The sequence below is a fragment of the Kitasatospora sp. NPDC001261 genome, assembly GCF_042896795.1.
Classification (GTDB): Bacteria; Actinomycetota; Actinomycetes; order Streptomycetales; family Streptomycetaceae; genus Kitasatospora.
Genome location: NZ_JBIAXP010000001.1, coordinates 646,229 through 669,712 on the forward strand (window position 1 = coordinate 646,229; position 23,484 = coordinate 669,712).

Genomic DNA, 23,484 nt, shown 5'->3' on the forward strand with positions numbered 1-23,484 from the left:
CAAGACCCCCCATGCGCTATACGTTGAGAGTGGCAAGGGGTGGGTTCTCCCCCGGCCCGTCTCCGGTTCGTCTCCTGCTCGTCTCCGAATCATCCCCGGCTCCTTTCCGGGCGCGCTCGACCGTTCCGCGCTCCGCATCGCCGCTCACGCCCCCGCTCCGCGCCGCCCGGTCCACCCGCACCGTCCGCGCCGCTCAGGCTCCCCGGGCCGCGCCGCGCCTAGCCGAGGCGGCGCCGCGACGGCAACCCCGGCTCACCCGGGAGGCTTACCGCACAGCGGAGTTGGACCGCATCGGGTGGTGTCCGGGTGACGGCATCCGGACCGGTTCGTTGGGTGCTACGGCGGGGGTGGGTGCCCCGGTAGCGGGCACTGCCGCCTCCCGCCGTGCGGTCCGAGCCACCGTCGGCCGCCCTACACCGCACCACCGATCCGAAGAGGTCCCGCAATGTCCGAACCATCTGCCACGCCGCAGTTCCCGAGCAGCCCGACGGGCTCGGCCGACGGCACCTCGGCCGGACCCGCCACCCCCAAGAGCCTGCTGGAGCAGATGCAGGAACTGCTCGCCTCCGTCAGCGCGGACCTCGCCGAACTCCAGGGCTCCGTCCCCGGGAGCGCCGACTCCACCGCCTATCCGACCGGCACGGACACCTCCGGTGCGTCCGAGGCCTCGGACGCACCGGGCGCCCGGTAGCCGACCACCCGGTCCTCCTCGGCCGGCCCGCCCGCACCGGGCGGGCCGCCGCCGGAGGGCGGGCTGCCGCTCGCCGCACCGCCACCGTCACCGCCCGGCGGACCGGTCTCGCCCGGAGGGCCGAGCCGGACCACCAGTAACGGCGCCCCGCCACCCGCCCGCTCGCGTTCCCGCTCCGCACCGCCGAGCGCGGCGGGCTCCGCCGCCCCGGCCCGGAGCGCCGCCGCACGCAGCCGTACCGTCAGGTCCTTGCACTCCGAGACCGCGTCCACACCGTCGATGCACGTCCAGTAGAGGCTCTCGGTGTCCGCCCCGCAGGCCAGCACCACCAGCGTCTCGCCGACCTCCTGGAGCAGCCCGTCCAGCGCCCCCAGGGCCGGCGCCAAGTCCCCCAGGTCGGTGAGCCGCGCGGCCCGGCCGCCGCTCACCAGGGCGGCCCGGACGACGGAGCGGTCCAGGCAGACCGCCGCGTGCGCCCCGGCCTCGGACAGCTGCTGCCCCAGCCCGGTGAACTCCTCGTCCTCCGACTCCGCCAGCCTGGCACCCACCGCCTCGGTGAGCAGCGCGGCCTGCCGCGCCTCGGCCAGCACGTCCGGTACGTGCCTGGCCTCGGCCAGGGCGTACCGGGCCGTCTTGATCAGTCGCAGCGCCTCCATGGCCACCGCTCCTCCCGCTCGCTGTCGCCGTCGACCCGGGCCGCCGGAAGGGGCGGTCCGCGTGGTGACGGCTGGTCACGGCGAAAGCGTGCGAGGAAGTGCGCGAGCGCGCATCCACGTTGTCAGAAGCTGTGGACAAGTCCGGGGTTGTGGATAACTTTCGTCCCTCACACGGGTTGGTCGTCCACGTCCGGGTTGACGGAGGCCGCCCTCTCGGGCGCGCGGGCCACGCTCCCGGCGGCCTCACCCGCCCCTGGGTCGGCACCGCCCGCGTCCTGGCCGGCGGCGCCCGCGTCCGTCGGCACCGGGAAGCGGAGCTCGTTCCGCTCGATCTTGGCCGCCAGGGCCTCCAGCGGATCCACCCCGACCGCCGTGCAGAACTGCAGCAGGTACGCCAGCACGTCCGCGACCTCGTCGTGCACCCGGTGCGCGCGCTCCGGGTCGGACATCACCGCGGCCGCCTGCTCGGGCGTCAGCCACTGGAAGATCTCCAGCAGCTCCCCCGCCTCCACGCTCAGCGCCGCCGCCAGGTTCTTCGGGGTGTGGAAGGGCTCCCACCGCCGGGCCGACGCGAAGTCCACCAACCGCTGCCGCAGGACATCCACCGTGGGCTCTGCCGGCCCCGTCACTCGTTCGCTCACCCCTCCAGGTCTACCGCATCCCGGCCCGCCGCCCCACCGCCCACCGAGGACACCTCGCCGCTCCCCGCGAATCCGGCCACCCCCGCCGACCCCGCTGCCCCCGCCGGCTCCTCCGACCCGCCCCCGCCCGCTTCCGCCTCCAAGCCGACCGCTTCCCCGGCCGCCTCCCCGTCCACCGCGCCGGCCGCGCCCCCGGCCGCCTCCCCGCGCCCGCCCTGGACCGGCACCCGCGCCGCCTCCGGCCGCAGCACCGTGAACCCCGAGTCCGGGTCCCGCCGGCACTCGACCAGCACCACCCCGCCCCCGGGCCCGCCACCCAGCACCTCCCGCGCCGCCGCCGGCTCCTGCAGGGCCGCGACCACCCGCAGCTGGCTGCGCTCCGCCATCTCCCGCGCCAGCCGCAGCAGCGTGCCGGTCTGCTCGACGGAGAGTCCCGCCCCCAGGTCCTCGGCCAGCACGGTGAGCTGCCGGTGCGCCCAGGGCACCTCGGCGGCCACGTCGAGGTCGAGCACCCCGGCCCCGGTCAGCAGCACCGCGGCGAAGGCGAGGTGGCGCAGCATGCCGTCGGAGGCCTGGTCGGCCCCGGTGCGTCCGAGGACGCCCTCGTCGAAGACGGCGAGGACCCGCTTGACGCCCGCGCTCTCGCGCTCGGCCAGGGTGAGCCCGAGCAGCGGGTGCGGCGCGGCGGCCTGCACGGCGCGCAGCAGCTGCCCGTACCGGCGCGGGCACTCGTTGCTCAGCCGGGCGACGACGGCGGAGATGTTGGCGGCGTTGCTGCGCAGCCGGGCCTGCGGGTCGGCCCGGGCCCAGCCGCGCATCAGCGCGGGGACGGGGTGCAGCGGGAAGACCTCGCGCAGCGCGGTGAGGAGGTCCTCGGTGGCGGCGAGGACGAGGCACTCCCCGGCCGAGGATCCCGCGACCCGCAGCGGCAGCTGTGCGGTGATCATCGTGCCACTGGGGAACGGTGCCCGGATGTCGCCCTGGCGGGTGTCGTTGTGCCAGCAGACGTTGACCCGCCGGTTGCGGACGTCCTGCTCGCCGGTGTCCATCAGGGTCCGGCCGTCGAGGGTGAGCGATTCCCGGGCGATCCGGACCGGGCCGTCGGTGCGGACCACCACGTCGAGCCGGATCAGGCCGTGCGGCGAGCGGACGGTGCAGCCGAGGTTGATCGCGTGCCGCCCGTGCGGGACGCACCCGTCGAGGCCGCCGCGGACGGGTGCGGCGAGCGGGCCGGTGCGCTCGGGCAGTCCGTCCAGCGAGTCGGCGATCTCCTCGCCGAGGGCGAGCCGGGACAGCACGGCCAGCGCGTCGAGGGCGTTGGACTTGCCGACGCCGGCGGGCCCGTGCAGCACGGTGAGGGGCGCGAGCGGCAGCACCGCGCGCCGGTAGGACTTGAACGAGGTGAGTCGGAGCTCCTCGACGGTGGGTCGCGGCACGGGCGGCCGGTCGGGCCCCGGGGCGCCCGGTCGGAGGTGGGACGGCCCTGCGGGCACGGTGGCGTCGCGGTTCACCTGTCGGACGTTAGCCGCAGGCCGACCGGCAGAAACGTGCCTGCGCGGCAGATTCATCCCAACGTGGGGCTCAGCGCCGGTACGCGGCCACCGTCACCGAGGCCGTCACCTCGACCGGCTCCGGCAGTTCCGCGAGCGCGGCGGCGAGCCGTTCCGGGTCGGTGTGCCAGGCGCTCGGCCCCATGCCGACGACGGTGCGCACGTCCTGCGGGCCGAGCCGCAGGGTGAACTCGACCTCGCGCCGCCCGGCGGGCTCCAGGTACGGCCCGAGCTTCTCGTCGATCCGCCGCTGCTTCTCCTCGTCCACCGACAACAGCCCCAGCGCGCCGACGAGTTCACGCAGGTGGCGGGCGGTCGGCGAGACCAGCAGCAGGGTGCCGCCGGGGCGCAGCACCCGGCGGATCTCCGGCCCGTTGCGCGGTGCGAAGACGTTGAGCATCAGCTCGGCCGAGGCGTCCCGCAGCGGCAGCGGGCGCCAGGCGTCGCACACCACGGCGCCGATCCGGGGGTGCGCCTTGGCGGCCCGGCGCAGCGCGAACTTGGAGATGTCCAGGGCCGCGCCGACCGTACCGGGCAGGGCGTCCAGGACGTGCGCCAGGTAGTGGCCGGTGCCGGCGCCGAGGTCGGCGACCAGGCCGTCGGACGCACCGGCGACGGCCGCGGCGGCCTCCGCCAGCGCCTCGGCGATCGGCCGGTAGTGCCCGGCGGCGAGGAAGTCCGCGCGGGCCGCGACCATCTCGGCGGTGTCCCCGGTGCCGGTGTGGGCGTCGCCGGCGAGGAGGCTGACGTAGCCCTGCTTGGCGAGGTCGAAGCTGTGCCCGGCCGGGCAGCGCAGGCTGCGGTCGTGCCGGGTGAGGGCCTGCGCGCAGTGCGGGCAGGCCAGGTAGCGCTCGATGTCCTGGAGCAAGGTTCCGTCTTCTCTCGCCGTACGCCCCGGCCGGTCGGGGCGCCAGCCAGCCTAACGACCCCGGCGGGCCGGACGCCCCAGGCCGGCCCTACTCCGCACCCCTCCCGGACCCCGGCCCGAGCCCCGCGAGCGCCCACCCCCGCTCCGCCCCGACCCGCAGCGCCAGCGCCACGAGCGCCTCCGGCGCGCCGGCCCGGCCCCGGACCCCCGGGAAGGCGTTGACGTCCACGATGACCGGCTCGGCGGGCCCGTCGAGCAGGTCGACCCCGTACACGTCGAGCCCGAACACCTCGCCCACGCGCAGCGCGAGCGCCGCCCGCCCGGCGGACGGCTCCCAGTCCTCGGCCCGCCCCGACTTCCCCGTGCCGGTGGCGAGTTCGGACTGCCGCCGGGCCGCGAACACCTGTCCGTCGACGACCCACAGCTTCTGGTCCCAGCCGGTCCCCGGGACGAACGGCTGGGCGACGACCGGCTCCCCGGGCCAGCGCTCGGCGAGTTCGCGCAGCCGGTCCGGCCCGTCCACCCGGGCGACCAGGTCGTGCCGCCTGCTGTGCCGGCTCTTGACCACGAACGGGTAGGCCGGGTCGGCGAGTTCACCCAGCAGGCCGACCGCGTCGGTGGCCGCGAAGGGCAGCCCGGCGGCGCGGGCGAGCTCGGCCATCCGCACCCGGTCCTGGCACAGCCCGGTGGCCGCCGCCGAGTTGACCACCGGCGCGCCCCGCCGCTCCAACTCCCCTGCCAGCGCCAGTGCCTGCGGCGTACGGGCCTTGAGCAGGTAGACGTCCGCGAGCCCGGTCACGGGCCCCGCGGGCGGGACGGCCGCGACCTCGTGCCCCCGGCGCACCAGCAGTTCGGCGGCCGCCGCCAGCACCGGGTGCCCCGGGTCGCCGGTGATCAGCCCGACCTTCACAGCAACTCCCCCTCACCAAAGCCCCGTTGGCCGTACGGGTCGCCGCCCGCCGGCACCAGTTCGGCGGGCCCGGCGGGCAGCGACACGGCCGTGCCGCTGCGCGCGAGCCGCAGCACCGCCCGGGCGACCCGGGCCACCGCGTCCGGCACCTGCCGGAAGCTCGGGAAGTCGTTGACGTCCACCACCACCGGTCCGTCCGGCCCCAGCAGCACGTCCACCCCGTACAGGTCCAGCCCGAACACCTCGCCGACCTGCGCCACGATCCGCGCGACACTCCCCGGCAGCGGCACCTGCCGCTCGCGCACGCCCTGCCCGGGGTGCAGCGGGGAGGAACGTTCCGTCGCGAAGAGCTCGCCGTCGACGCAGTACACCTTGAGGTCGGTCCCGGAGTTGGGCACGTACGGCTGCGCGATCAGCAGCCCCTCCCCCGCCAGCTCCGGACCCACCTCCAGCAGCTGCTCGGGGCTGCGCACCAGCCGCACGGCGCGCCCGGAGCTGCCGTCGGCGGGCTTGACCACCAGCGGGTACTCGGCCGCCGGGATCTCCGCCAACCGCTCCCAGCGCGCGGCCGCGTACGTCACCGGGACGGGCAGGCCGCGGGTGCGGCCGATGACCGCGGCGAGCGCCTTGTCCCGGACCCCGCGGATCGAGCGCACGTCGTTCACCGTGGTGAGGCCGACGGCGGCGGCCGACTCCAGCAGGGTCAGCCCGGGACCGCCGGACACGGTCTTGAGCACCCAGGCGTCGTGGCTGCCGGCCCGGACCTCCTCGGAGATCGCCAGCAGCGAGTCCCCGGGGCGCAGCACGTCCACCCGGTGCCCCCACGCGGTGAGTTGGCGTGCCACGTCGAGCGGCATGCCGTCGTGCCGGTAGTGTTCCTCCACCAGAAAGCAGAGCCTCATCGGCCTGTCTTCCCCCTTGCCTCGCCTCGTGCAGACGTCCGCCGTCCCCCTCGGCAGAGCTGTAAAGCCTTCAGCATGCACGCCGCGGCCGCACAAGATCGCTGCGGGCGGGTAAGCGTTCGGCAACAATCGGCCCCCGGAACGGCGACGCGCGGGCGGCGCCGAGCCCGGAGGAGCCGCGGCCCGCCCCGACAAACCGGTGGCGCCCCTCCCCCGCCCCTGCTTGGATGCACGCCGTGACCCCTGATGATCATGCCCACGACCGCCCCCTGCTCGACGAGATCGAGCGCTACTACGACGCCGTGCCCCGCAGCGCCGCCCGCACCGAGGACTTCGGGCCGCTGACGCTGTTCCTCCGTGACGGGGCCGGCTGGCCCTACTACGCCCGCCCGCCCCTCGGCCACATCGGCCCCGCCGCCACCGCCGAGGACGTCCGCCGGGTGCTGGAGCGGCAGCGGGAGGCGGGCGCGCCGGAGGCCTTCGAGTGGGTGGCCGAGCAGAACCCGGAGCTGCGCGCGGCGGTCGAGGCTGCGGGCCTGACGGTGCACGAGCACCCGCTGCTGGTGCTGGGCCCGCAGGACGAGGCGGCCCCGGCGCCCGAGCTGCCGGAACGGGTGGAGGTCCGGGTGCTGGCACCGGACGCCCCGGAGCTGGCGGCCGCCGTCGCCGTCCCGCACCTGGCCTTCGCCGAGCCGGGCACCGCCGTCGGCCCGGCCGGCGCGGCCGAACTCGCCGAGCGCGCGGCGACGTTGGCGGCCGACGGCACGGCGGAGCGGATCGCCCGGCGGATCGCCACCGGCACCACCGTGCTGGCCGCGGCCGTCGAGGACGGCACGGTCCTGTGCGCGGGCCAGCACAACCCGGTGGGCCCGGTCACCGAGGTGGCCGGGGTGGGCACGCTCCCGTCCGCGCGCCGTCGCGGGCTGGGCCTGGCGGTCACCGCGGCCCTGGTCGAGCACGCCCGGGCGAACGGGGTGCGGACGGTGTTCCTGTCCGCCGCCGACGAGGACGTCGCCCGGATCTACCGCCGGGCCGGCTTCCGCACCTTCGCGACGGCCCTGATCGCGGAGCCCGCCGCCCAGCAGGAGCCCGCCGCCCAGTAGGAGCCCCCCGCCGGCAGGAGCCTGCCACGCGGCAGGAGCCCTCCACCCGGCAGGAGCCCCCCGCGTAACAGGCCGCCCACCGGCCCCGGCCCGGGAGGCCCCGGCAGGAACGGGAACGGAAACGGGAACGGGGACGGGGACGGGGACGGCGCCGGTCAGTCGTCGTCCTCGTCCTCGTCGTCCGCCCCGCTGACCTCCTCCCCCTCCGCCTCGTCCACCACCCAGGCCGCGAGCCGCTCGGCGACGCCCGACACCCCGAGCCGCCCCTCGCGGATGGCCCGGGAGAGGCTGCGCACCTCGCGGGCGGTGGTGGCGACGGTGCAGCCGCTGGCGACGAGGTAGGCGTAGGCGACGGCGGTCGCGAAGAGTTCGTTGGTCTTCTCCAGTGCGGGCACCCGGATCAGCTGGTGCATCAGCGCGGCAGCGCGGTCCTGTGGTTCGGGGTAGACCGAGATGTCGAATATCTCGGCCTGGTGGCGGGTGACCGCCGCGAGCAACGAGCCGTAGTCGGTGACCTGCGGATCACCGGGCGTGTACTGCTCGGCGGTCATGAGCAGCCACGAGAGGTCGACCTCCAGCTTCAACGGCGCACGTCCTGGAGGTCGCCGGGCTCCCCGAACTCGGCGAGGAAGGCCGACTCGTACTCCTTCATGAACTGCGCGGCCGCGTCCACGAAGGCCCGCCCTGACTCGCCCATGTCCTGTTGGACCAGGCGCTCGATGTACTGGTTCATGGAGATCCCCTGCTGCTCCGCCCGTTCCCGGGCCATCTCGGCGGTCGTGGCGTCGACCCGCACGTTCAGCTGCTTCTTACCCATGCCGTTCAAGCTAGCGCTCAAGTGCTAGCACAACAAGGGCGTGCGCACACCGCCCGCACACCTGCCGCACGCCCCCGCGCAACCCGGCCGTCACCGCGGCGCCGGACGGCAGCCACCGGAACGCCGGACGGGCCGCCGGCGAGGCGCCGGAACGCCGGACGGGCCGGGCCCGCGGCTGGCTGCCACGGACCCGGCCCGCGCCGGAAGGGGACGGATCAGAACTGGGTGCTGACGGTCACCCCGCTGAAGTCGCTCTTCGCGTAGAGGCTCACGTAGCGGTAGCCCGCCGTCGGGTTGGTCACCGTGATGCTCTGGGTGGTGCCCGCGTTGGTGGAGGCGGCGGTGTAGGCGCTCGGCGAGGCCCAGGTGCTGTCGCTGTAGTACAGGTACGCGGTGCCGGTGCCCCCGGAGGTGGTGATCTTCAGGGTGCTGGTGCCGGCCGGCAGGTAGACGTACAGGTAGTCCAGGTTGCCGGCGGTGGCCGACAGGTTGGCGCGCGAGCAGTTCTTGCCGAGCGCGTCGGCGCGCGGGTCGGTGCAGGCCGGCGGGGTGGTCGGGCCACCGCCGCCGCCCGTGGTCACGGCGACGGAGGCCGGGGTGCTGGCGGTCCTGCCGGTGTCGTCGGTGACGGTCAGCGCGACGGTGTAGGTGCCGGCGGCCGCGTAGGTGTGGGTCGGGTTCTGCTGGTCGGAGGAGCTGCCGTCGCCGAAGGTCCAGTGCCAGGCGGTGAGCCGGCCGGCGCCGGTCTGGACGGACTTGTCGGTCAGCGTGACGGTCGCGCCGGAGACCGACTGGCCGAACAGCGCGGTCGGGCCGGCCGCCAGGCAGGCGCCGCCGGCGCAGGTGTCGAGCCAGGCGTCGAAGTCGGCGTCGTAGCGGGTGCCGATGCCGTTGTAGACCGCGTAGCCGCCCTGGTAGTCGCCGGTGCGGAAGTGGGCGAGCATGGCGTCGATGTCCGCCGGGTGCTTCTCGAACATGTACCGGACGGCCAGGTAGCCCCACGGGTAGGTGCGCACGGTGTCCGAGTTGCCGTACGTGTTCTGGAAGAGGGTGCTCAGCTTGTAGGTGTGCTTGGCGGCCTCGGCCATCGCCTGGGTGTCGGTGGTGCCGCGGTAGGCGTAGGACTCGTACTCGGCGACGCCCTCGATCCACCAGATGTCCGGGACGGAGATCTCGGTGGAGAAGTTGCCCTTGAGGTCGTAGATGTTGTCCAGGTAGTGGGTGTACTCGTGGTTGAGGTTCCACACGTTGGCGGTGAAGCCGTCGTTCCAGGACTTCTGGTACATCACGCACACGGCCCGGTTGTTCGGGTCGGTCGGGTCCATGACGGTCTGTCCGCCGTTGTCGGTGGAGTTGTTGAAGATCGCCCAGGAGTAGGTCAGGTAGTCCGCCTGGTTGGCGAAGACCGCGAGGGTGAGCTCCTTGTCGTACTGACCGGGGATCGGACCGTTGTCCTTCACCAGCTTGTGGAAGAAGGTGTCCTCGCCGCGCAGGCTGGCGCAGACCGCGGCCAGGTCGGCGGGCGACAGGACCTCGGTCTGGATGGTGCGGTTGTCGCACACCAGCTGGTTCGGCAGCACCGCGGCGGTCAGCTTCGCCGGCAGGTCGCAGATGCCGTAGTACGAGCACTGGCCGGGGTCGAAGCTGTTGGCCTGGTAGGCGGTGTGGACGTACAGCGGGCCGGTGGCGCCGGTGATCTGCGCGCCGTCGAGGACCGCCTTGACCTTGCCCTTGACCGCGGCCTCGACCACCGGGCCGTCGCCGGCCATCCGGCCGAGGTCGTTGCCCGCGTTGACGTCCAGGTAGGCGTTGGCCGTGCCGAGGAGGTCCTTGTGGTTCAGCGCGAAGTCGCCGAGGGTGGCGCCGATGCTCGGGTCCGCGCCGACCGCGCTGACGAAGTCGGGGTTCCAGTTGCCCCGCCACAGCGGCGCGGAGAGCACCGCGTTGACCGCCTTGAGCATCTTCGGGAAGGCGTTGTACGAGTTGTCGTACGCCGTCAGCACCTGCTTGTAGACGCCCAGGTAGCTGCCCTGGAGGTTGGCGCTGTCGGTGAGCACCAGCACCTCGTTGAGCACGGCGCCGTTGGCGTCGCTGACGTCGGTGCGGTGCGGGGCGGCGAAGAACGCGTCGAGGGCGGCCTTGGAGCCGCTGGTCAGGGCCGCGCCGTACGGGCCCACCGCGTCCGCGTTGTTCGACTGCACGAACCAGCCGGCCCGCTGGAAGAGCACGAGCTGCAGGATGGCGGTCGAGTTGTCGCCGGTGTAGCCGGCCGCCATGGTCCGGAAGGCGTCGGCGACGGTGAGCATCTTCGATTCCTTGAAGATGCTGCCCGCGTCGGTGCCGGTGACGTTGAACAGCGTGTTGACGCAGTCCGTGGTCGAGCCCTCGATGAAGGAGACCAGGTCGGCGCCGCTGCGGCTGCCGAAGTCGGCCGGGGTGCAGCTCTGCGCGGCGGCCGCTCCGGCGGCGCCGCGGGCGGCGAGGGCCGGCTTGGCCGGGGGCGCCTTCGGCTCGGCCGGGCGCGGCGCGGTCTGCACGACGGTGTCGGCCGGCTGGCCCATCACGACCTGGCCGAGCAGCGCCGGGGGCAGCGGCTTGGCGACGGGGGCGAGGTCCTCGGCGGCACGGGCCTGGGCGGCCGGGTCGACGGTGAGGAAGGCGCCGAGCGGCTTCGGCTGGACGGAGCCCGGGTCGGCCGTCGGAGCACCGGCCGCGGGCCGGGCGGGAGCGGCGGAAGCACCGGAGGCGGCCGAGGCAGCCGAGGCGGCGGAGGCGGCTGACGCCGTGGCCGGCAGCAGCGTGGCGGCGGCGCAGCAGCCGGCCACGAGGCCGGCCAGCAGGGTGGGGAGGGGTATCCGTGGGCGCACTGGTGGGGTCCTTCTCCTGTGAGGGAGGCGCTGGGAGGACTGCCGAGACGTTGGGGGAACGCGTCATGATCCTGCCAGCGACGGAGGGTCAGAACAATGTCACAGGTCATATGACATCTCCCGGCCCGGCCATAACACGGACCCCCACCCACTGCCGCTACGACCGGTACGTCCGCGCGGCCCATGCCTGGAAGCTCGGCGCGGCCGCGATCAGGTCCCGGTACGCCGCGGCGGCCGCCCCGAACAGCGTCTCCACCACCTCCCCGCCCACCCCGGCCGGCCGCCAGACCAGCAGCTGCCGGACCCAGATCGGCGTCCCCGCCAGCGGCTTGACCACCACCTCCGCGAGCGGCCGGGTGGTGGCCTGGACGACGGAGATGCCGAGCCCGGCGGCGATCATCTCCTGGAGCTCCAGCCGGCCGCCGAGGAACTCGTGGACGGTCGCCGGGGCGAACCCCGCCGCGGCGCAGGCCCCGTGGAAGACGCCGTGCCAGCCGGCCCCGTCGTCGGGGGTCAGGAACCACTCCTCCTCCGCGAGGTCCGCCAGGGCCACCTCGGTGCGGTGCCGCAGCCGGTGGCCGGCCGGCAGCGCGACGAAGACCGGCTCGGTGACGATGCCGCGGTGCGCGACGGACGGCGAGTGGCACAGCTCCCGGCCCGGGTAGTCCACGGCCACCGCGACGTCCGCCTCGCCCCGCTCCAGCAGCTCGACGATGTCCGAGGAGCGGTAGACCGACGTCACGGTGAAGCGCTGCCCGGGCCGCTGGTGCCGGGCCCTGGTGACCAGCCCGGGCAGGATCGGGGCGTTGGTGGCCGCCAGCCGCAGCTCGCGCGGGGCGGGCCCGGCCGAAGCCTCCGCGCGGCGGCCCAGGCAGTCGGCGCGGGTGAGCAGTTCCCGGGCGGCGGCCAGCACCTCCACCCCGAAGCCGGTCGGCGCGACACCGGCGGCGGTGCGTTCGAACAGCGGGGCGCCCAGGTGGCGTTCGATCCGGCGCAGCTGGGTGCTGGTCGCCGGCTGCGAGGCGCCGAGCAGGGCGGCGGCCCGGCCGACGCTCCCGGTGTCGGCGATGGCGCACACCACGCGCAGGTGCCGCAGCTCCAACTCCATGACGCTCCCCCTCACGCATCGGCCGGCCCCGGCCGACGGCGCGGGGCGGCTGCCGCCAAGGGCGGTGCAACAGCACACATCACATGTCAGCTGCTCACCTTCGCCCCGGCGATTTGCCTCGTCAAGCCCCCTCCCGGGACCCGACGGCACTCCGCGCACCATCTTTTACCCGCGCATTGCCGACGCCTGACCTTCCGCCCTGCTCCGGACCCCGCCCGCACCTGCCCTCCGCCCCGGTCCGGGCCACGCCACACCTCTCCTCCGCCCCGCTCCGGCCCCCGCCCACCACCGCCGTGCCGCCACCAGGCGGAGCGGGACTTGAAGACCGACCCACCGTCCGGGACGCTGAAAACCCCCTTGCGTTCCCCCGAGCGGGCACCGACCGGTGCGGAGGCCGACCGATGACAGCCATGTTCGATCAGGAGCTGCGCGAGCAGCTCGCCCAGGCCCGCCGGGACCTCGCGGCGGCCCGGGCCGAAGGGGACGCCGACGGCGTCCAGGCGTACGAGGGCCGGGTCGCCTCGCTCCTGCGGCTCGCCGCCCAGCACGGCATCGACCTCCCGCACAGCGTCGACGAGGAGGAGCACAACGAGTAGCCGGCCCCCGGACGCGGCGGAGGCGGCCACCCCGAACGGGTGACCGCCTCCTGCCGTGCCTTCCCGGCGCCCGGGATCACTCCCCGGTCGGCTCCAGGATCGCCACGCACTCGAAGTGGTGCGTCATCGGGAACAGGTCGAAGGCCCGCAGCGACACCGGCCGGTAGCCGCCCTCGCGGAAGAACTTCAGGTCCCGGGCGAGCGCGGCCGGGTCGCAGGCCACGTACGCGATCCGGCGCGCCTCCAGGCCGACCAGGTGGGCGACGGTCTCGCGGCCGGCGCCCGAGCGCGGCGGGTCCAGCACGATCAGGTCGGTGGCGGTGATGCCGGTGCGCGGCAGCAGCGTCTCGACCCGGTCGCACTCGATCTGAACGTTGTCCAGCGCGGCCAGGTTGTGGCGGGCGTCGACCACGGCCTGCTTGGCGGACTCGATGCCGAGCACCGCGCCGTCCTCGCCGACCCGGTCGGCCAGCGCGCCCGCGAACAGGCCGACTCCGCAGTACAGGTCGAGCGCGCTCTCGCCCCACTGCGGGTCCAGCCCGTCCAGCACCGCGTCGACCAGGGTGTCCGGCGCCTCCGGGTGGATCTGCCAGAAACCGCCGTCGCTGATCCGCCAGGTCCGCCCGGCGGCCCGCTCGCGGACGAAGCCGCGCCCGTGCACCTTGTGCACGTCGCCCTGCTCGTCCACCCGGGCGATCGACACCGGCTTGTCCAGCTCGACCAGCGGCAGCTGGGCACCGTCGCGCGGGGTGAGCACCACCTGGCGGTCGGAGGAGCCGGTCGCGGCGATCACCTCGACGCTCGCCACGCCCGGCCAGTCCCGGGTCTCGACGCCCAGCTCGGTGACGCCCTCGGCGGCGATCAGGCAGCGGTCCACCGGCTGCACCTCGTGCGAGCGGTACTTGCGCAGGCCGACCTTCCCGGTCTCGGCGTCCACCGTGTACTGCACCCGGGTGCGCCAGGCCGGCACCTGCCCGGCCGGCAGCTTGCCGCCGACCGGCTCGACGCTGCCGTCCCAGCCGGCCTCGGCCGGGGTGAGCCCGGCCAGCTTGGCCAGCTGCTCGGTCAGCACCGCCGCCTTGAGCTTGCGCTGCCCGCCGGGGGTGACGTGCTGCCAGTCGCAGCCGCCGCACTTGCCCGGACCGGCGAACGGGCACGGCGCCTCGATCCGGTCCTTGGAGGGCTCCAGCACCTCCACCGCGTCGGCCCGCAGGAACCGCGAGGTGGTGGTCCCGTCGGTCACCAGCGCGACGACCCTCTCACCGGGCAGCGCGTGCCGCACGAACAGCACCCGGCCCTCGTGCCGGGCCACGCAGTGCCCGCCGCCGTGCGCGACCGGGCCGACCTCGACCTCGTAGCGCTGCCCGACCAGCGGCTCCCCGGACGGCGCCTCGGGCCGCGAGGGCCGCGCGGCGGCGGTGCGCAGCGCCTTGGGCGGCCGCACCGCCTGCTTGCGCGGCGCCTTCCGCTCGGCCCCGGCGGCGCCCTTCGGCGCACCCTGGCCGGCGCCCTGGCCGGCGTCCTTGCCCGCACCCTTGGGCGCGTCCTTGCCGGAGCCCTTGGCGGAGCCCTTGGCCGCGGCACCCTTCGCCGCGGAGCCCTTGCCCGCGGCACCCTTCGCCGCGGAGCCCTTCCCGGCCACCGGCTCGGCGGGCCCCCGGTCCTCCCGCTCGCCCGGGACGAACGGCGCGGTGCTCGCGGTGAGGCCGTCGCGGTCGGTGGCCTCCGGACGGGACGGCCGGCCCCAACGCGGCCGGGAGACCTGACCGGGCTTGGAGCCGCCCCGGCGGGCGCCCTTGCCGGAGGCGCCGGAGGAGCCCGAGGAACGGGGCGGAGTGTTGCGGGTCACTGGGAGGAGTCCTTGCTGCGGTCGGGGCTGTCACCGGCGTTCGTACCGGTGGAGACGGAATCCTTCGACTTTACGGCCTTCGGCGCCCGAGGCTCGCCACGCCGGACGGCGCCCGGCGCCGACCAGGCCTTCTGCGGCTTGCGCCGCTCGGAGGACTCCAGCTGCCACGGTACCGAGGTGACCATCACACCGGGCTTGAACAGCAGCCGCCCCTTGAGCCGCAGCGCGCTCTGGTTGTGCAGCAGGTGCTCGTACCAGTGGCCGACCACGTACTCCGGGATGTAGACCGAGACCACGTCCCGCGGGCTGCTGCGCCGCAGGTTCTTCACGTAGTCCAGGACCGGCCCGGTGATCTCGCGGTACGGCGAGTCCAGCACCTTGAGCGGCACCTCGATGCCGCGCTCGTCCCACTCCCGCCGCAGCGCCGCCGTGTCCGCCGGGTCGACGTTGACCGTGACCGCCTCCAGCGTGTGGGCCCGGGCCAGCCGGGCGTACGCCAGGGCGCGCAGCGCCGGCTTGTGCAGCTTGGAGACCAGCACGATGGCGTGCACCCGGGTGGGCAGCACCACGTCGTCCGGCTCCTCGGCGGCGATGAGCTCGTCGGAGACCCGGTCGTAGTGGCGCCGGATGCCCTTCATCATCACGAACAGCACGGCCATCGCGGCGATCGCGATCCAGGCGTGGCCGATCTTGGTGACCAGTACGACGATCAGCACGGCCATGGTCATCACCAGGCCGAAGGCGTTGATCGCCCGGCTGCGCTGCATGTGGCGGCGCTTGGCCGGGTCGGTCTCGGTGCGCAGCAGCCGGGTCCAGTGCCGGATCATGCCGGACTGGCTCATGTTGAAGGCGACGAAGACGCCGACGATGTAGAGCTGGATCAGCCGGGTCGGGTCGGCGTCGAAGGCGAGGATCAGCAGGATCGCGGCGATCGCCAGCAGGATGATGCCGTTGGAGAAGGCCAGCCGGTCGCCGCGGGTGTGCAGCTGGCGCGGCAGGTAGCGGTCCTGGGCGAGGATCGAGCCGAGCACCGGGAAGCCGTTGAAGGCGGTGTTGGCGGCGAGCACCAGGATCAGGCCGGTGACGCCGGCGACGAAGTAGAAGCCGGGCGTGAAGTTGTTGAACACGGCCTCGCTGATCTGCGCCAGCGCGGTCTTCTGGTGGTAGCCGGGCGAGGAGCCGACGAGCTGCTCGGCCGGGTTCTCGGCCATCTGGACACCGGTCAGCCGGGCCAGCCAGATGATGCCCATGAACATCACGACGGCGATGCTCGCCATCATCAGCAGCGTGGTGGCGGCGTTCTTGCTCTTCGGCTTGCGGAAGGCCGGCACGCCGTTGGAGATCGCCTCCACACCGGTCAGCGCGGCACAGCCGGAGGAGAAGGACTTCAGCAGCAGGAACACCATCGCGAAGCCGGTCAGCGAGTCGTTGCCGGGGGTGGCGGCGAGGTGGAACCCGGAGCTCTCCGCGGGCATGTCCTGGCCGAGCGCGAAGTGCCGGAAGACGCCGTAGCCGACCATCCCGATCACGCCGACCATGAAGGCGTAGGTGGGAACGGCGAAGGCGCTTCCGGACTCGCGCACACCGCGCAGGTTCATGCCCATCAGCAGGACGACCACCACCACCGACAGGACCGCCTCGTGACCGCGCAGCGAGGGCACCGCGGAGACGACGTTGGCGACGCCCGAGGTGGTCGACACGGCCACGGTGAGCACGTAGTCGACCATCAGCGCGCTGGCGACCACCAGACCGGCGGCCGGCCCGTGGTTGACGGTCGCGACCTCGTAGTCGCCGCCGCCGCTGGGGTAGGCGTGGACGTTCTGCCGGTACGAGGCCACCACGGCGAGCATCACGATCGCCACGACGACGCCGATCTGCCAGGAGAAGTGGATCGCCGAGGCGCCCGCGATGGAGAGGGTGAGCAGGATCTCCTCGGGGGCGTACGCGACCGAGGAGAGCGCGTCCGAGGCGAACACGGGCAGCGCGAGCCGCTTGGGCAGAAGCGTCTCGCCCAGCTTGTCGCTGCGTAGGGCGCGCCCGATCAGGATGCGTTTCGGAAGGTCAGTCGGCATAGGCACGTTAAGGAATCGTAGGGGCTCCCCGGTCAAGGCTCCGCCGTTTGTCCCCCCCTTCGTCGCGACTGCGTTCGGTGGACCGGCTAGCGTGTCGGATACGAGTCGGCGGGCAACACTCTGGTTGTCGAGCGTTGCCGGGTCGGCGCCCCCACGAGGAACCTCGTCCCGGACGACCGGGCGGGAAACGGAGCTGAACGGTGTTTGCGCAGGTCAAGACCCCTTCGGGACGGGTGAGGTAAGCGCCGGTGCACATCGTCATCATGGGCTGCGGCCGCGTGGGCTCCGCCCTCGCCAGAGCCCTGGAGAAACAGGGCCACTCGGTGGCCGTGGTCGACCAGGACCCGACCGCGTTCCGTCGGCTGGGCGCCGGCTTCAACGGGCGCCGGGTGACCGGCGTCGGCTTCGACCAGGACACCCTGCGCGAGGCGGGCATCGAGGAGGCCGGCGCCTTCGCCGCGGTCTCCAGCGGTGACAACTCCAACATCATCGCCGCGCGGGTGGCCCGGGAGAACTTCGGCGTCGAGAACGTCGCCGCCCGGATCTACGACCCCCGCCGCGCCGAGGTGTACCAGCGCCTGGGCATCCCCACCGTGGCGACGGTCCGCTGGACCGCCGACCAGATGCTGCGCCGGCTGCTGCCGAGCGGCGCCGAGCCGCTGTGGCAGGACCCGAGCGGTGGCGTCCAGCTCGCCGAGGTCGCGTACGACCCGCGCTGGATCGGCCACCGGATCGGCGAGCTGGAGGAGGCCTCCGGCACCCGGGTGGCGTTCGTCACCCGGCTCGGCGAGGGGGTGCTCCCCTCGCCGCAGATGGTGGTGCAGGAGGGCGACCTGGTGCACGTGATGCTGCGCCGGGCCGACCTGACGGCCGTCGAGGCCGCGTTCGCGCAGGGGCCGAAGGAGGAGGGTCACTGATGCGGGTCGCCATTGCCGGGGCCGGAGCCGTGGGCCGCTCGATCGCGGGCGAGCTGCTGGAGAACGGCCACGAGGTCCTGCTGATAGACAAGAACCCGAACTCCATCTCGGTGGAGCGGGTCCCGATGGCGGAGTGGCTGCTGGCCGACGCCTGCGAGATCACCTCGCTGGACGAGGCCGCGCTCCAGCGCTGCCACGTGGTGATCGCCGCGACCGGTGACGACAAGGTCAACCTGGTCGTCTCGCTGCTCGCCAAGACCGAGTACGCGGTGCCGCGAGTGGTCGCCCGGGTGAACAACCCCAAGAACGAGTGGCTCTTCAACGAGTCCTGGGGCGTGGACGTCGCCGTCTCCACCCCGCGTCTGATGTCCGCACTGGTCGAGGAGGCGGTCAGCGTCGGCGACCTGGTCCGCCTGATGCGCTTCAGCCAGGGCAACGCCAACCTGGTCGAGCTGACCCTGGCCTCCGACACCGAGCTGGTCGGCACCCGGGTCGGCGACGTGGCCTGGCCGCAGGACACCGCGCTGGTGACCATCATCCGCGAGGGCCGGGTGCTGGTGCCGGGCAAGGACGACACCCTGGAGGGCGGCGACGAGCTGCTCTTCGTCGCCGCGCAGGAGCGCGAGGAGGAGCTGGAAGAGCTCCTCTCGGCCATCTCGGGCGCCCAGTAGCCCCGGAGCGCGCGACACGGAGAAGGGCCCGCACCCCTCGGGGTACGGGCCCTTCTCCGTCGTTCGGGACGGGCGGGAGGCGGCTACTTCGCCGGCTCCTCCTCCTCGTCCAGCTGCGCCTTGATCGGCGGCGGCGCCTTCAGCAGGATCTGCCAGGTCACGTACATCGCCAGCAGCAGCGGCGGGATGCCGAGGGCGACCTTCAGCCAGCCCAGCAGGTTGACGTTGTGGGTGAAGTACAGCGGGAAGAGGATCACCGGCTTGGCGCCCATGATCAGCACCCAGGCCCAGGTCGCCTTGGTGTAGGCGGCCAGCCGGCCCGGGTTCTCCTTGCGCCAGGTGAACATCTCGCCGGTGATCGGGCCGAGCATCACCCCGATCATCGGCCAGCGTGCCAGGGCGGAGGTCGCCAGGGCGACGCAGTAGCCGACGTTCCAGAGCAGGCCGGGCAGGTAGAAGTCCTCGGCCTTGCCGCTCTTCATCGAGATCCAGGCGCCGAGCGCGACCCCGAACACCCCGCTGAAGGCGTGCTGGATGGTCTGCCGCTTCGCCAGCCGGGCCACCACGAACAGGGCGCTCAGGCCCAGCGCGGCCCAGGCCGAGGTGCTGACCTGGTGGGTCAGGTTGTACGTGACGATGAAGACCAGGCCGGGCAGCGTCATGTCGATCATGCCGCGCACGCCGCCGAAGGCCTGGAGCACGGTGTCGGCCGCCTCCTTGGAGGCGGCCCTGCGGGCGGCCTCCGCGTCCGCGGGGTCGACCGCCAGGTCGAGCTGGGCGGCGGCCTCGCCGCCGGGCTGGTTGCTCACGCTCATTCGCTCCCGTGTCCGACCGGACGCAGCTCATAGCGGGGGTTGAACAGCACGCGGCGCCCGCGTGCGTGACTGATCCGGCCGCTGGCGACCAGCCGGCGGCCGGGCTCTATCCCGGCGATCGAGCGGCGGCCGAGCCAGACCACGTCCAGCGCCTCGGTACCGTCGAAGAGTTCGGCCTCCAGGGCGGGCACCCCCGCCCTCGGGCGGAGCGTCACCGTGCGCAGCGTGCCCGCGACGGTGACCAGCTCGCGGTCCCCGCAGCCGGCGATCGGCGTGCAGCCGGACTCCGCGGCGATCTCCTGACGCAGCTCCTCGGCGTCCAGTTCCTCGGCCGAGGAGGTCAGCCGGCTGAGCATGCGGCGGAACCGCCCCTGCGGCGGGCCGCTGCTGTTGTCACCACTCATGTCGGAAGGGTACCGGGTTCCGGCCCCCCGGCGGCAGGCCGCACGGCCGCCGGGGGCGGTCGCGGTCAGCTCTCGAAGCGGTACCCCATGCCCGGTTCGGTGATGAAGTGGCGCGGGTGCGAGGGGTCGCGCTCCAGCTTGCGGCGGAGCTGGGCCAGGTAGACCCGCAGGTAGTTGGTCTCGGTGCGGTAGGCCGGGCCCCAGACCTCCTGGAGCAGCTGGGTCTGGCTGACCAGCCGCCCGGCGTTGCGGACCAGTACCTCCAGCAGGTGCCACTCGGTCGGCGTGAGGCGTACGTCGGCGCCGTCCCGGTTGACCTTCTTGGCCGCGAGGTCGACGGTGAAGGACTCGGTGACGACCAGCGAGTCGGCCTCCCCGGCCACCGGCTCGGCCCGCCGCACGGCGGCCCGCATCCGGGCGAGCAGCTCGTCCATGCCGAACGGCTTGGTGACGTAGTCGTCGGCGCCCGCGTCCAGCGCCTCGACCTTCTCGTCCGAGGCGTGCCGGGCCGACAGCACGATGATCGGCACCCGGGTCCAGCCGCGCAGGCCGCGGATCACCTCGACCCCGTCCATGTCGGGCAGGCCCAGGTCGAGGACGACCACGTCCGGATGGCGGGCCGCGGCCAGCTCCAGGGCGCTCGCGCCGTCATGGGCCGCGTCCACCTCGTACTTGCGGGCCTTGAGGTTGATCACCAGCGCGCGGACGATCTGCGGTTCGTCGTCCACGACGAGGACCCGGGTCATTTACGGGCTCCGCCTTTCAGGGCTGTCTGACTTACGGACTGGGGACTGCTCTACGACGTTCGGTGCGACGTGCGACGTGCTGTGCGGCGTACGGCCCGGGAGGCGCGCCGGCCCCCGGAGGAGCGACGGCCCGGCCGGTGCGCCGCCGGTTCTCAGGTGATCAGGTCCGGGAGCGGGCCGCCACCCTCGCCGCCCCGCTCCCCCGGTTCGGGCGGCCGTTCGACCACGGGCAGGCTGACGACCATGGTGAGTCCGCCGCCCGGGGTGTCCTCGGCAGTGACGGTACCGTCCATCGCCTCGACGAAGCCGCGCGCCACCGCGAGTCCGAGGCCCACCCCGGCGCCGCGCGGCGCGTCCCCGTACCGCTGGAACGGCGCGAAGATCCGCTCCTTGGCGTCCTCGGGCACCCCCGGGCCGCGGTCCACGATCCGCAGCTCGACCCGGGCCGGCCGCCCCGGCTGCCGCAGCTCGTCGGCCTTGACCAGCACCCTGACCCCGTCCGGGCTGTACTTGACGGCGTTCTCCACCAGGTTGGCCAGCGAGCGCTCCAGCAGCCCGCCGTCGGCCCGGACCATCGGCAGCGTCTCCGGGACCTCCAGCCGGACGGACTCCAGCGGCACCCCGCCGAGCGCGAACGGCACCACCTCGTCCAGGTCGGTCTCCTGGATCAGCGGGGTGACGGTCCCGGTCTGCAGACGGCTCATGTCGAGCAGGTTGTTGATCAGGTGGTCCAGCCGGTCGGCCCCGGCCTCGATGCCGGCCAGCAGCTCGGCCTCGTCCTCCGGGGCCCAGTCGACGTCGGCCGAGCGCAGCGAGCTCACCGAGGCCTTGATGCCCGCCAACGGGGTGCGCAGGTCGTGCGAGACGGCGGCCAGCAGAGCCGTCCGGATCCGGTTGCCCTCGGCCTCCCGGCGGGCCTCGGCGGCCTCCCGGGCCAGCCGGCGGCGCTCCAGCACCACGGCGGCCTGGGCGGCGAACGCCCCGAGCAGGCGCCGGTCCGCCCCGGGCAGCACCCGGCCGCGCAGCACCAGCGCCAGGCTGTCGCCGACCGGGACGTCCACGTCGGCCTCCTCCGGCCGCTCCGGCGGGCGCGGGCCGGCGGTCGCCACGGGCGCCCAGGCGGAGAGCGGGTCCGGCCGTTCCAGCAGCGCGGCGCTCTCCTGCCCGAAGGTCTCCCGGACCTGCTCCATCAGCGCGGTCAGCACCCCGTCGCCGTTGGGCGCGCCGCGCAGCACCGTGCCGGCCAGCGCGCTGAGCGTCTGCGCCTCGGTCTGGCTGCGGGCGGCCTGCTGGGTGCGCCGGGCCGCGAGGTCCACCACCGACGCCACCGATATGCCGACGATGGTGAATATCGCCACCGCCATGATGTTCTGCGGCTCGTTGATGGTGAAGGTGTGCAGCGGCGGGGTGAAGTAGTAGTTCAGGACGGAGGAGGCGACCAGCGCCGAGCCGATCGCCGGCAGCAGCCCGCCCACCAGCGCCGCGCACACCGTCAGCGACAGGAACAGCAGCATGTCGGTGGAGAGCCCCAGCCCGCCGATCGCGGTCAGCACGATCGCCAGCAGCGGCGGCCCGACCAGTCCGATCAGCCAGCCGCCGACCGTCCTGGTGCGGCCCAGGTCGGTGATCCGGCGGACCGGTATCTTGCCGCGCCGCCCGTGCCCGGCGTGCTCGTGGGTGACCATGTGGACGTCGATGTCCCCGGCCTCCCGGGTCACGATGGTGCCGACGCCCGGCCCGTACAGGTACTGCCAGCCGGGCCGCCGGCTGGTGCCCAGCACGATCTGGGTGGCGTTCACGCCCCGGGCGAAGTCCAGCAGCCCGCCGGCCGGGTCGTCGCCGAGGACGGCGTGGAAGGAGCCGCCGAGGCTCTCCACCAGCGCGCGCTGCTCGATCAGCGTCTGCGGCGAGCCGGAGCCCACCAGCCCGTCCGAGCGGGAGATGTGCACGGCGAGCAGCTCGCCGCCGGAGACCCTGGCGGCGATCCGGGCCGCCCGGCGGATCAGCGTCGCCCCCTCGGGCCCGCCGGTCAGGCCCACCACGATCCGCTCCCTGGCCTGCCAGGTGCCCTCGATGCCCTGCTCGGCCCGGTACTTCTGGAGGTACTCGTCCACCCGGTCCGCGGTCCACAGCAGCGCCAGCTCGCGCAGCGCGGTCAGGTTGCCCGGGCGGAAGTAGTTGGCGAGGGCGGCGTCGATCTTCTCCGGCGCGTACACGTTGCCGTGCGCCAGCCGGCGCCGCAGCGCCTGCGGGGACATGTCCACCAGCTCGATCTGGTCCGCCCGCCGGACCACCTCGTCCGGGACGGCCTCGCGCTGGCGCACCCCGGTGATGCCCTCGACGGCGTCGCCCAGCGACTCCAGGTGCTGCACGTTGACGGTGGAGATCACGTCGATCCCGGCCGCCAGCAGCTCCTCGACGTCCTGCCAGCGCTTCTCGTTGCGGCAGCCGGGGACGTTGGTGTGGGCCAGCTCGTCCACCAGGGCCACCTGCGGGCGGCGCGCCAGGACGGCGTCCAGGTCCATCTCGGAGAACCGGGCACCGCGGTGCACCACCTGCTGCCGCAGCACGACCTCCAGCCCCGCGACCATGTCCGCGGTCCGCCGGCGGCCGTGGTCCTCCACGAACGCGACCACCACGTCCGTGCCCCGCTCCTGCCGCCGGTGCGCCTCGGCGAGCATGGCGTACGTCTTGCCGACCCCGGGGGCCGCCCCGAGGTAGATGCGCAGCCTGCCTCGTCCCATGAGCACCATTCTTGATCCGACCCGGCCCGGAGAACGCCCCCGGACACCTGTTCCCCCTGCCTTCGAGACTACGGCGTGCGACGCGATTTTCCGCTGATCAGTGCGCTGATCAGGCGGTTTTAGCGGCATATTGACGGTGGACCAGCCACTCGGCGGGGGTCGTTCGGGAGGGGTCCGGAGGGGTCGGGGTGCGGTGGTGTCCGACATCGGCCCGGAAATGCGAAGAACCCCCATCCGGGACCCGGATGGGGGTTCTTCTGAAGAATTGTTCGGCGGCGTCCTACTCTCCCACAGGGTCCCCCCTGCAGTACCATCGGCGCTGTAAGGCTTAGCTTCCGGGTTCGGAATGTAACCGGGCGTTTCCCTCACGCTATGACCACCGAAACACTATGAAACTGTCAACCGCACGCCCTTCACAAAGAGCGGGTCGTTGTTTCAGAACAACACAGTGGACGCGAGCAACTGAGGACAAGCCCTCGGCCTATTAGTACCGGTCAACTCCACCCCTCACAGGGCTTCCATATCCGGCCTATCAACCCAGTCGTCTACTGGGAGCC

General features: G+C 73.7%; 20 protein-coding genes, 2 rRNA genes and 1 pseudogene. 5 read left to right on the forward strand and 18 right to left on the reverse strand.

What is annotated here, in order from left to right:
* Positions 1–445 precede the first annotated feature (445 nt).
* On the forward strand, positions 446–691 hold the full coding sequence (locus tag ACFY4B_RS02870; protein ID WP_387966290.1) for a hypothetical protein: 246 nt from the start codon (positions 446–448) through the stop codon (positions 689–691).
* On the opposite strand, the gene ACFY4B_RS02875 is transcribed toward ACFY4B_RS02870, so the two are convergent.
* The 6 genes and pseudogenes from ACFY4B_RS02875 to ACFY4B_RS02900 all read right to left on the reverse strand — a co-directional run bounded on the left by ACFY4B_RS02875 (position 628) and on the right by ACFY4B_RS02900 (position 6,218).
* Positions 628–1,347 carry a DUF6099 family protein gene (locus tag ACFY4B_RS02875; RefSeq protein ID WP_387966291.1) on the reverse strand — a complete coding sequence of 240 codons (720 nt, stop codon included), beginning with the start codon at positions 1,345–1,347 and terminating at the stop codon, positions 628–630. The two genes, ACFY4B_RS02870 and ACFY4B_RS02875, sit on opposite strands and share 64 nt — an antisense overlap.
* Positions 1,348–1,646: 299 nt before the next feature.
* A pseudogene (locus ACFY4B_RS02880) lies at positions 1,647–1,952 on the reverse strand (nucleotide pyrophosphohydrolase); the annotation flags it as partial.
* A gap of 32 nt (positions 1,953–1,984) precedes the next feature.
* The gene (locus ACFY4B_RS02885) at positions 1,985–3,424 is read right to left on the reverse strand and encodes an AAA family ATPase (protein ID WP_387966292.1); all 1,440 of its coding nucleotides are present in this window, start codon (positions 3,422–3,424) and stop codon (positions 1,985–1,987) included.
* A gap of 145 nt (positions 3,425–3,569) precedes the next feature.
* Positions 3,570–4,406, reverse strand: coding sequence for a putative RNA methyltransferase (locus ACFY4B_RS02890; protein ID WP_375877225.1), 837 nt, complete (start codon positions 4,404–4,406; stop codon positions 3,570–3,572).
* Between the two features lie 88 nt (positions 4,407–4,494).
* Positions 4,495–5,316 carry a RimK family alpha-L-glutamate ligase gene (locus tag ACFY4B_RS02895; protein ID WP_387966293.1) on the reverse strand — a complete coding sequence of 274 codons (822 nt, stop codon included), beginning with the start codon at positions 5,314–5,316 and terminating at the stop codon, positions 4,495–4,497.
* Positions 5,313–6,218 carry a RimK family alpha-L-glutamate ligase gene (locus ACFY4B_RS02900; protein WP_049659122.1) on the reverse strand — a complete coding sequence of 302 codons (906 nt, stop codon included), beginning with the start codon at positions 6,216–6,218 and terminating at the stop codon, positions 5,313–5,315. The genes ACFY4B_RS02895 and ACFY4B_RS02900 overlap by 4 nt, the downstream gene beginning before the upstream one ends.
* 227 nt (positions 6,219–6,445) lie before the next feature.
* Here ACFY4B_RS02900 and ACFY4B_RS02905 point away from each other — a divergent pair, with 227 nt between their 5' ends.
* On the forward strand, positions 6,446–7,321 hold the full coding sequence (locus tag ACFY4B_RS02905) for a GNAT family N-acetyltransferase (protein WP_387966294.1): 876 nt from the start codon (positions 6,446–6,448) through the stop codon (positions 7,319–7,321).
* Between the two features lie 155 nt (positions 7,322–7,476).
* Here ACFY4B_RS02905 and ACFY4B_RS02910 read toward each other — a convergent pair whose 3' ends face one another.
* The 4 genes from ACFY4B_RS02910 to ACFY4B_RS02925 form a co-directional block, all read right to left on the reverse strand.
* Positions 7,477–7,905 (reverse strand): fic family toxin-antitoxin system, toxin component, encoded by a 429-nt coding sequence (locus tag ACFY4B_RS02910; protein ID WP_074000663.1) that lies wholly within the window; start codon positions 7,903–7,905, stop codon positions 7,477–7,479.
* On the reverse strand, positions 7,902–8,138 hold the full coding sequence (locus tag ACFY4B_RS02915; RefSeq protein ID WP_049659744.1) for a toxin-antitoxin system HicB family antitoxin: 237 nt from the start codon (positions 8,136–8,138) through the stop codon (positions 7,902–7,904). Before ACFY4B_RS02915 ends, ACFY4B_RS02910 begins: the two co-directional genes overlap by 4 nt.
* A gap of 215 nt (positions 8,139–8,353) precedes the next feature.
* Positions 8,354–11,005, reverse strand: coding sequence for a collagenase (locus tag ACFY4B_RS02920; protein ID WP_387966295.1), 2,652 nt, complete (start codon positions 11,003–11,005; stop codon positions 8,354–8,356).
* Positions 11,006–11,162: 157 nt separating this feature from the next.
* Positions 11,163–12,113, reverse strand: coding sequence for a LysR family transcriptional regulator (locus ACFY4B_RS02925; RefSeq protein ID WP_049659995.1), 951 nt, complete (start codon positions 12,111–12,113; stop codon positions 11,163–11,165).
* Between the two features lie 401 nt (positions 12,114–12,514).
* On the opposite strand from ACFY4B_RS02925, the gene ACFY4B_RS02930 reads away from it, so the two are divergent.
* Positions 12,515–12,709 carry a hypothetical protein gene (locus ACFY4B_RS02930; protein ID WP_143204452.1) on the forward strand — a complete coding sequence of 65 codons (195 nt, stop codon included), beginning with the start codon at positions 12,515–12,517 and terminating at the stop codon, positions 12,707–12,709.
* Between the two features lie 76 nt (positions 12,710–12,785).
* Here the strand turns inward: ACFY4B_RS02930 and ACFY4B_RS02935 are convergent, their stop codons facing one another.
* Both ACFY4B_RS02935 and ACFY4B_RS02940 read right to left on the reverse strand, forming a co-directional pair.
* Positions 12,786–14,135, reverse strand: a complete 1,350-nt coding sequence (locus ACFY4B_RS02935) for a class I SAM-dependent RNA methyltransferase (protein ID WP_074001135.1) — start codon at positions 14,133–14,135, stop codon at positions 12,786–12,788.
* 419 nt (positions 14,136–14,554) lie between these two features.
* A complete protein-coding gene (locus tag ACFY4B_RS02940; RefSeq protein WP_049657522.1) occupies positions 14,555–16,630 on the reverse strand; it encodes an APC family permease in 2,076 nt (691 codons plus the stop codon).
* Positions 16,631–16,878: 248 nt separating this feature from the next.
* Here ACFY4B_RS02940 and ACFY4B_RS02945 point away from each other — a divergent pair, with 248 nt between their 5' ends.
* Complete coding sequence (locus ACFY4B_RS02945; RefSeq protein ID WP_049657525.1) at positions 16,879–17,547, forward strand: TrkA family potassium uptake protein; 669 nt, start codon at positions 16,879–16,881, stop codon at positions 17,545–17,547.
* Positions 17,547–18,218, forward strand: coding sequence for a TrkA family potassium uptake protein (locus tag ACFY4B_RS02950; RefSeq protein WP_049657526.1), 672 nt, complete (start codon positions 17,547–17,549; stop codon positions 18,216–18,218). The genes ACFY4B_RS02945 and ACFY4B_RS02950 overlap by 1 nt, the downstream gene beginning before the upstream one ends.
* Positions 18,219–18,301: 83 nt before the next feature.
* On the opposite strand, the gene ACFY4B_RS02955 is transcribed toward ACFY4B_RS02950, so the two are convergent.
* The 6 genes from ACFY4B_RS02955 to ACFY4B_RS02980 all read right to left on the reverse strand — a co-directional run.
* The gene (locus tag ACFY4B_RS02955; protein ID WP_234348601.1) at positions 18,302–19,027 is read right to left on the reverse strand and encodes a DUF3159 domain-containing protein; all 726 of its coding nucleotides are present in this window, start codon (positions 19,025–19,027) and stop codon (positions 18,302–18,304) included.
* 2 nt (positions 19,028–19,029) lie between these two features.
* Complete coding sequence (locus ACFY4B_RS02960; protein WP_049657528.1) at positions 19,030–19,437, reverse strand: OB-fold nucleic acid binding domain-containing protein; 408 nt, start codon at positions 19,435–19,437, stop codon at positions 19,030–19,032.
* A gap of 65 nt (positions 19,438–19,502) precedes the next feature.
* Positions 19,503–20,183: a response regulator gene (locus ACFY4B_RS02965; protein WP_049657530.1), complete on the reverse strand. Its 681-nt coding sequence runs from the start codon at positions 20,181–20,183 to the stop codon at positions 19,503–19,505.
* Positions 20,184–20,335: 152 nt separating this feature from the next.
* Positions 20,336–22,927 (reverse strand): sensor histidine kinase KdpD, encoded by a 2,592-nt coding sequence (locus ACFY4B_RS02970; protein WP_117491707.1) that lies wholly within the window; start codon positions 22,925–22,927, stop codon positions 20,336–20,338.
* Between the two features lie 267 nt (positions 22,928–23,194).
* Positions 23,195–23,311: ribosomal RNA gene (gene rrf, locus ACFY4B_RS02975) — 5S ribosomal RNA — on the reverse strand.
* A gap of 80 nt (positions 23,312–23,391) precedes the next feature.
* A 23S ribosomal RNA gene (locus tag ACFY4B_RS02980) occupies positions 23,392–23,484 on the reverse strand; the annotation flags it as partial.

What these genes read in the sequence shown, in the direction of transcription:
- ACFY4B_RS02970 (WP_117491707.1), bottom strand. Translation starts at nt 22,927, where the DNA reads ATGGGACGAGGCAGGCTGCGCATCTACCTCGGGGCGGCCCCCGGGGTC.
- ACFY4B_RS02905 (WP_387966294.1), top strand. Translation starts at nt 6,446, where the DNA reads ATGCACGCCGTGACCCCTGATGATCATGCCCACGACCGCCCCCTGCTC.
- ACFY4B_RS02940 (WP_049657522.1), bottom strand. Translation starts at nt 16,630, where the DNA reads ATGCCGACTGACCTTCCGAAACGCATCCTGATCGGGCGCGCCCTACGC.
- ACFY4B_RS02960 (WP_049657528.1), bottom strand. Translation starts at nt 19,437, where the DNA reads ATGAGTGGTGACAACAGCAGCGGCCCGCCGCAGGGGCGGTTCCGCCGC.
- ACFY4B_RS02915 (WP_049659744.1), bottom strand. Translation starts at nt 8,138, where the DNA reads ATGGGTAAGAAGCAGCTGAACGTGCGGGTCGACGCCACGACCGCCGAG.
- ACFY4B_RS02870 (WP_387966290.1), top strand. Translation starts at nt 446, where the DNA reads ATGTCCGAACCATCTGCCACGCCGCAGTTCCCGAGCAGCCCGACGGGC.
- ACFY4B_RS02875 (WP_387966291.1), bottom strand. Translation starts at nt 1,347, where the DNA reads ATGGAGGCGCTGCGACTGATCAAGACGGCCCGGTACGCCCTGGCCGAG.
- ACFY4B_RS02900 (WP_049659122.1), bottom strand. Translation starts at nt 6,218, where the DNA reads ATGAGGCTCTGCTTTCTGGTGGAGGAACACTACCGGCACGACGGCATG.
- ACFY4B_RS02965 (WP_049657530.1), bottom strand. Translation starts at nt 20,183, where the DNA reads ATGACCCGGGTCCTCGTCGTGGACGACGAACCGCAGATCGTCCGCGCG.
- ACFY4B_RS02930 (WP_143204452.1), top strand. Translation starts at nt 12,515, where the DNA reads ATGACAGCCATGTTCGATCAGGAGCTGCGCGAGCAGCTCGCCCAGGCC.
- ACFY4B_RS02925 (WP_049659995.1), bottom strand. Translation starts at nt 12,113, where the DNA reads ATGGAGTTGGAGCTGCGGCACCTGCGCGTGGTGTGCGCCATCGCCGAC.
- ACFY4B_RS02950 (WP_049657526.1), top strand. Translation starts at nt 17,547, where the DNA reads ATGCGGGTCGCCATTGCCGGGGCCGGAGCCGTGGGCCGCTCGATCGCG.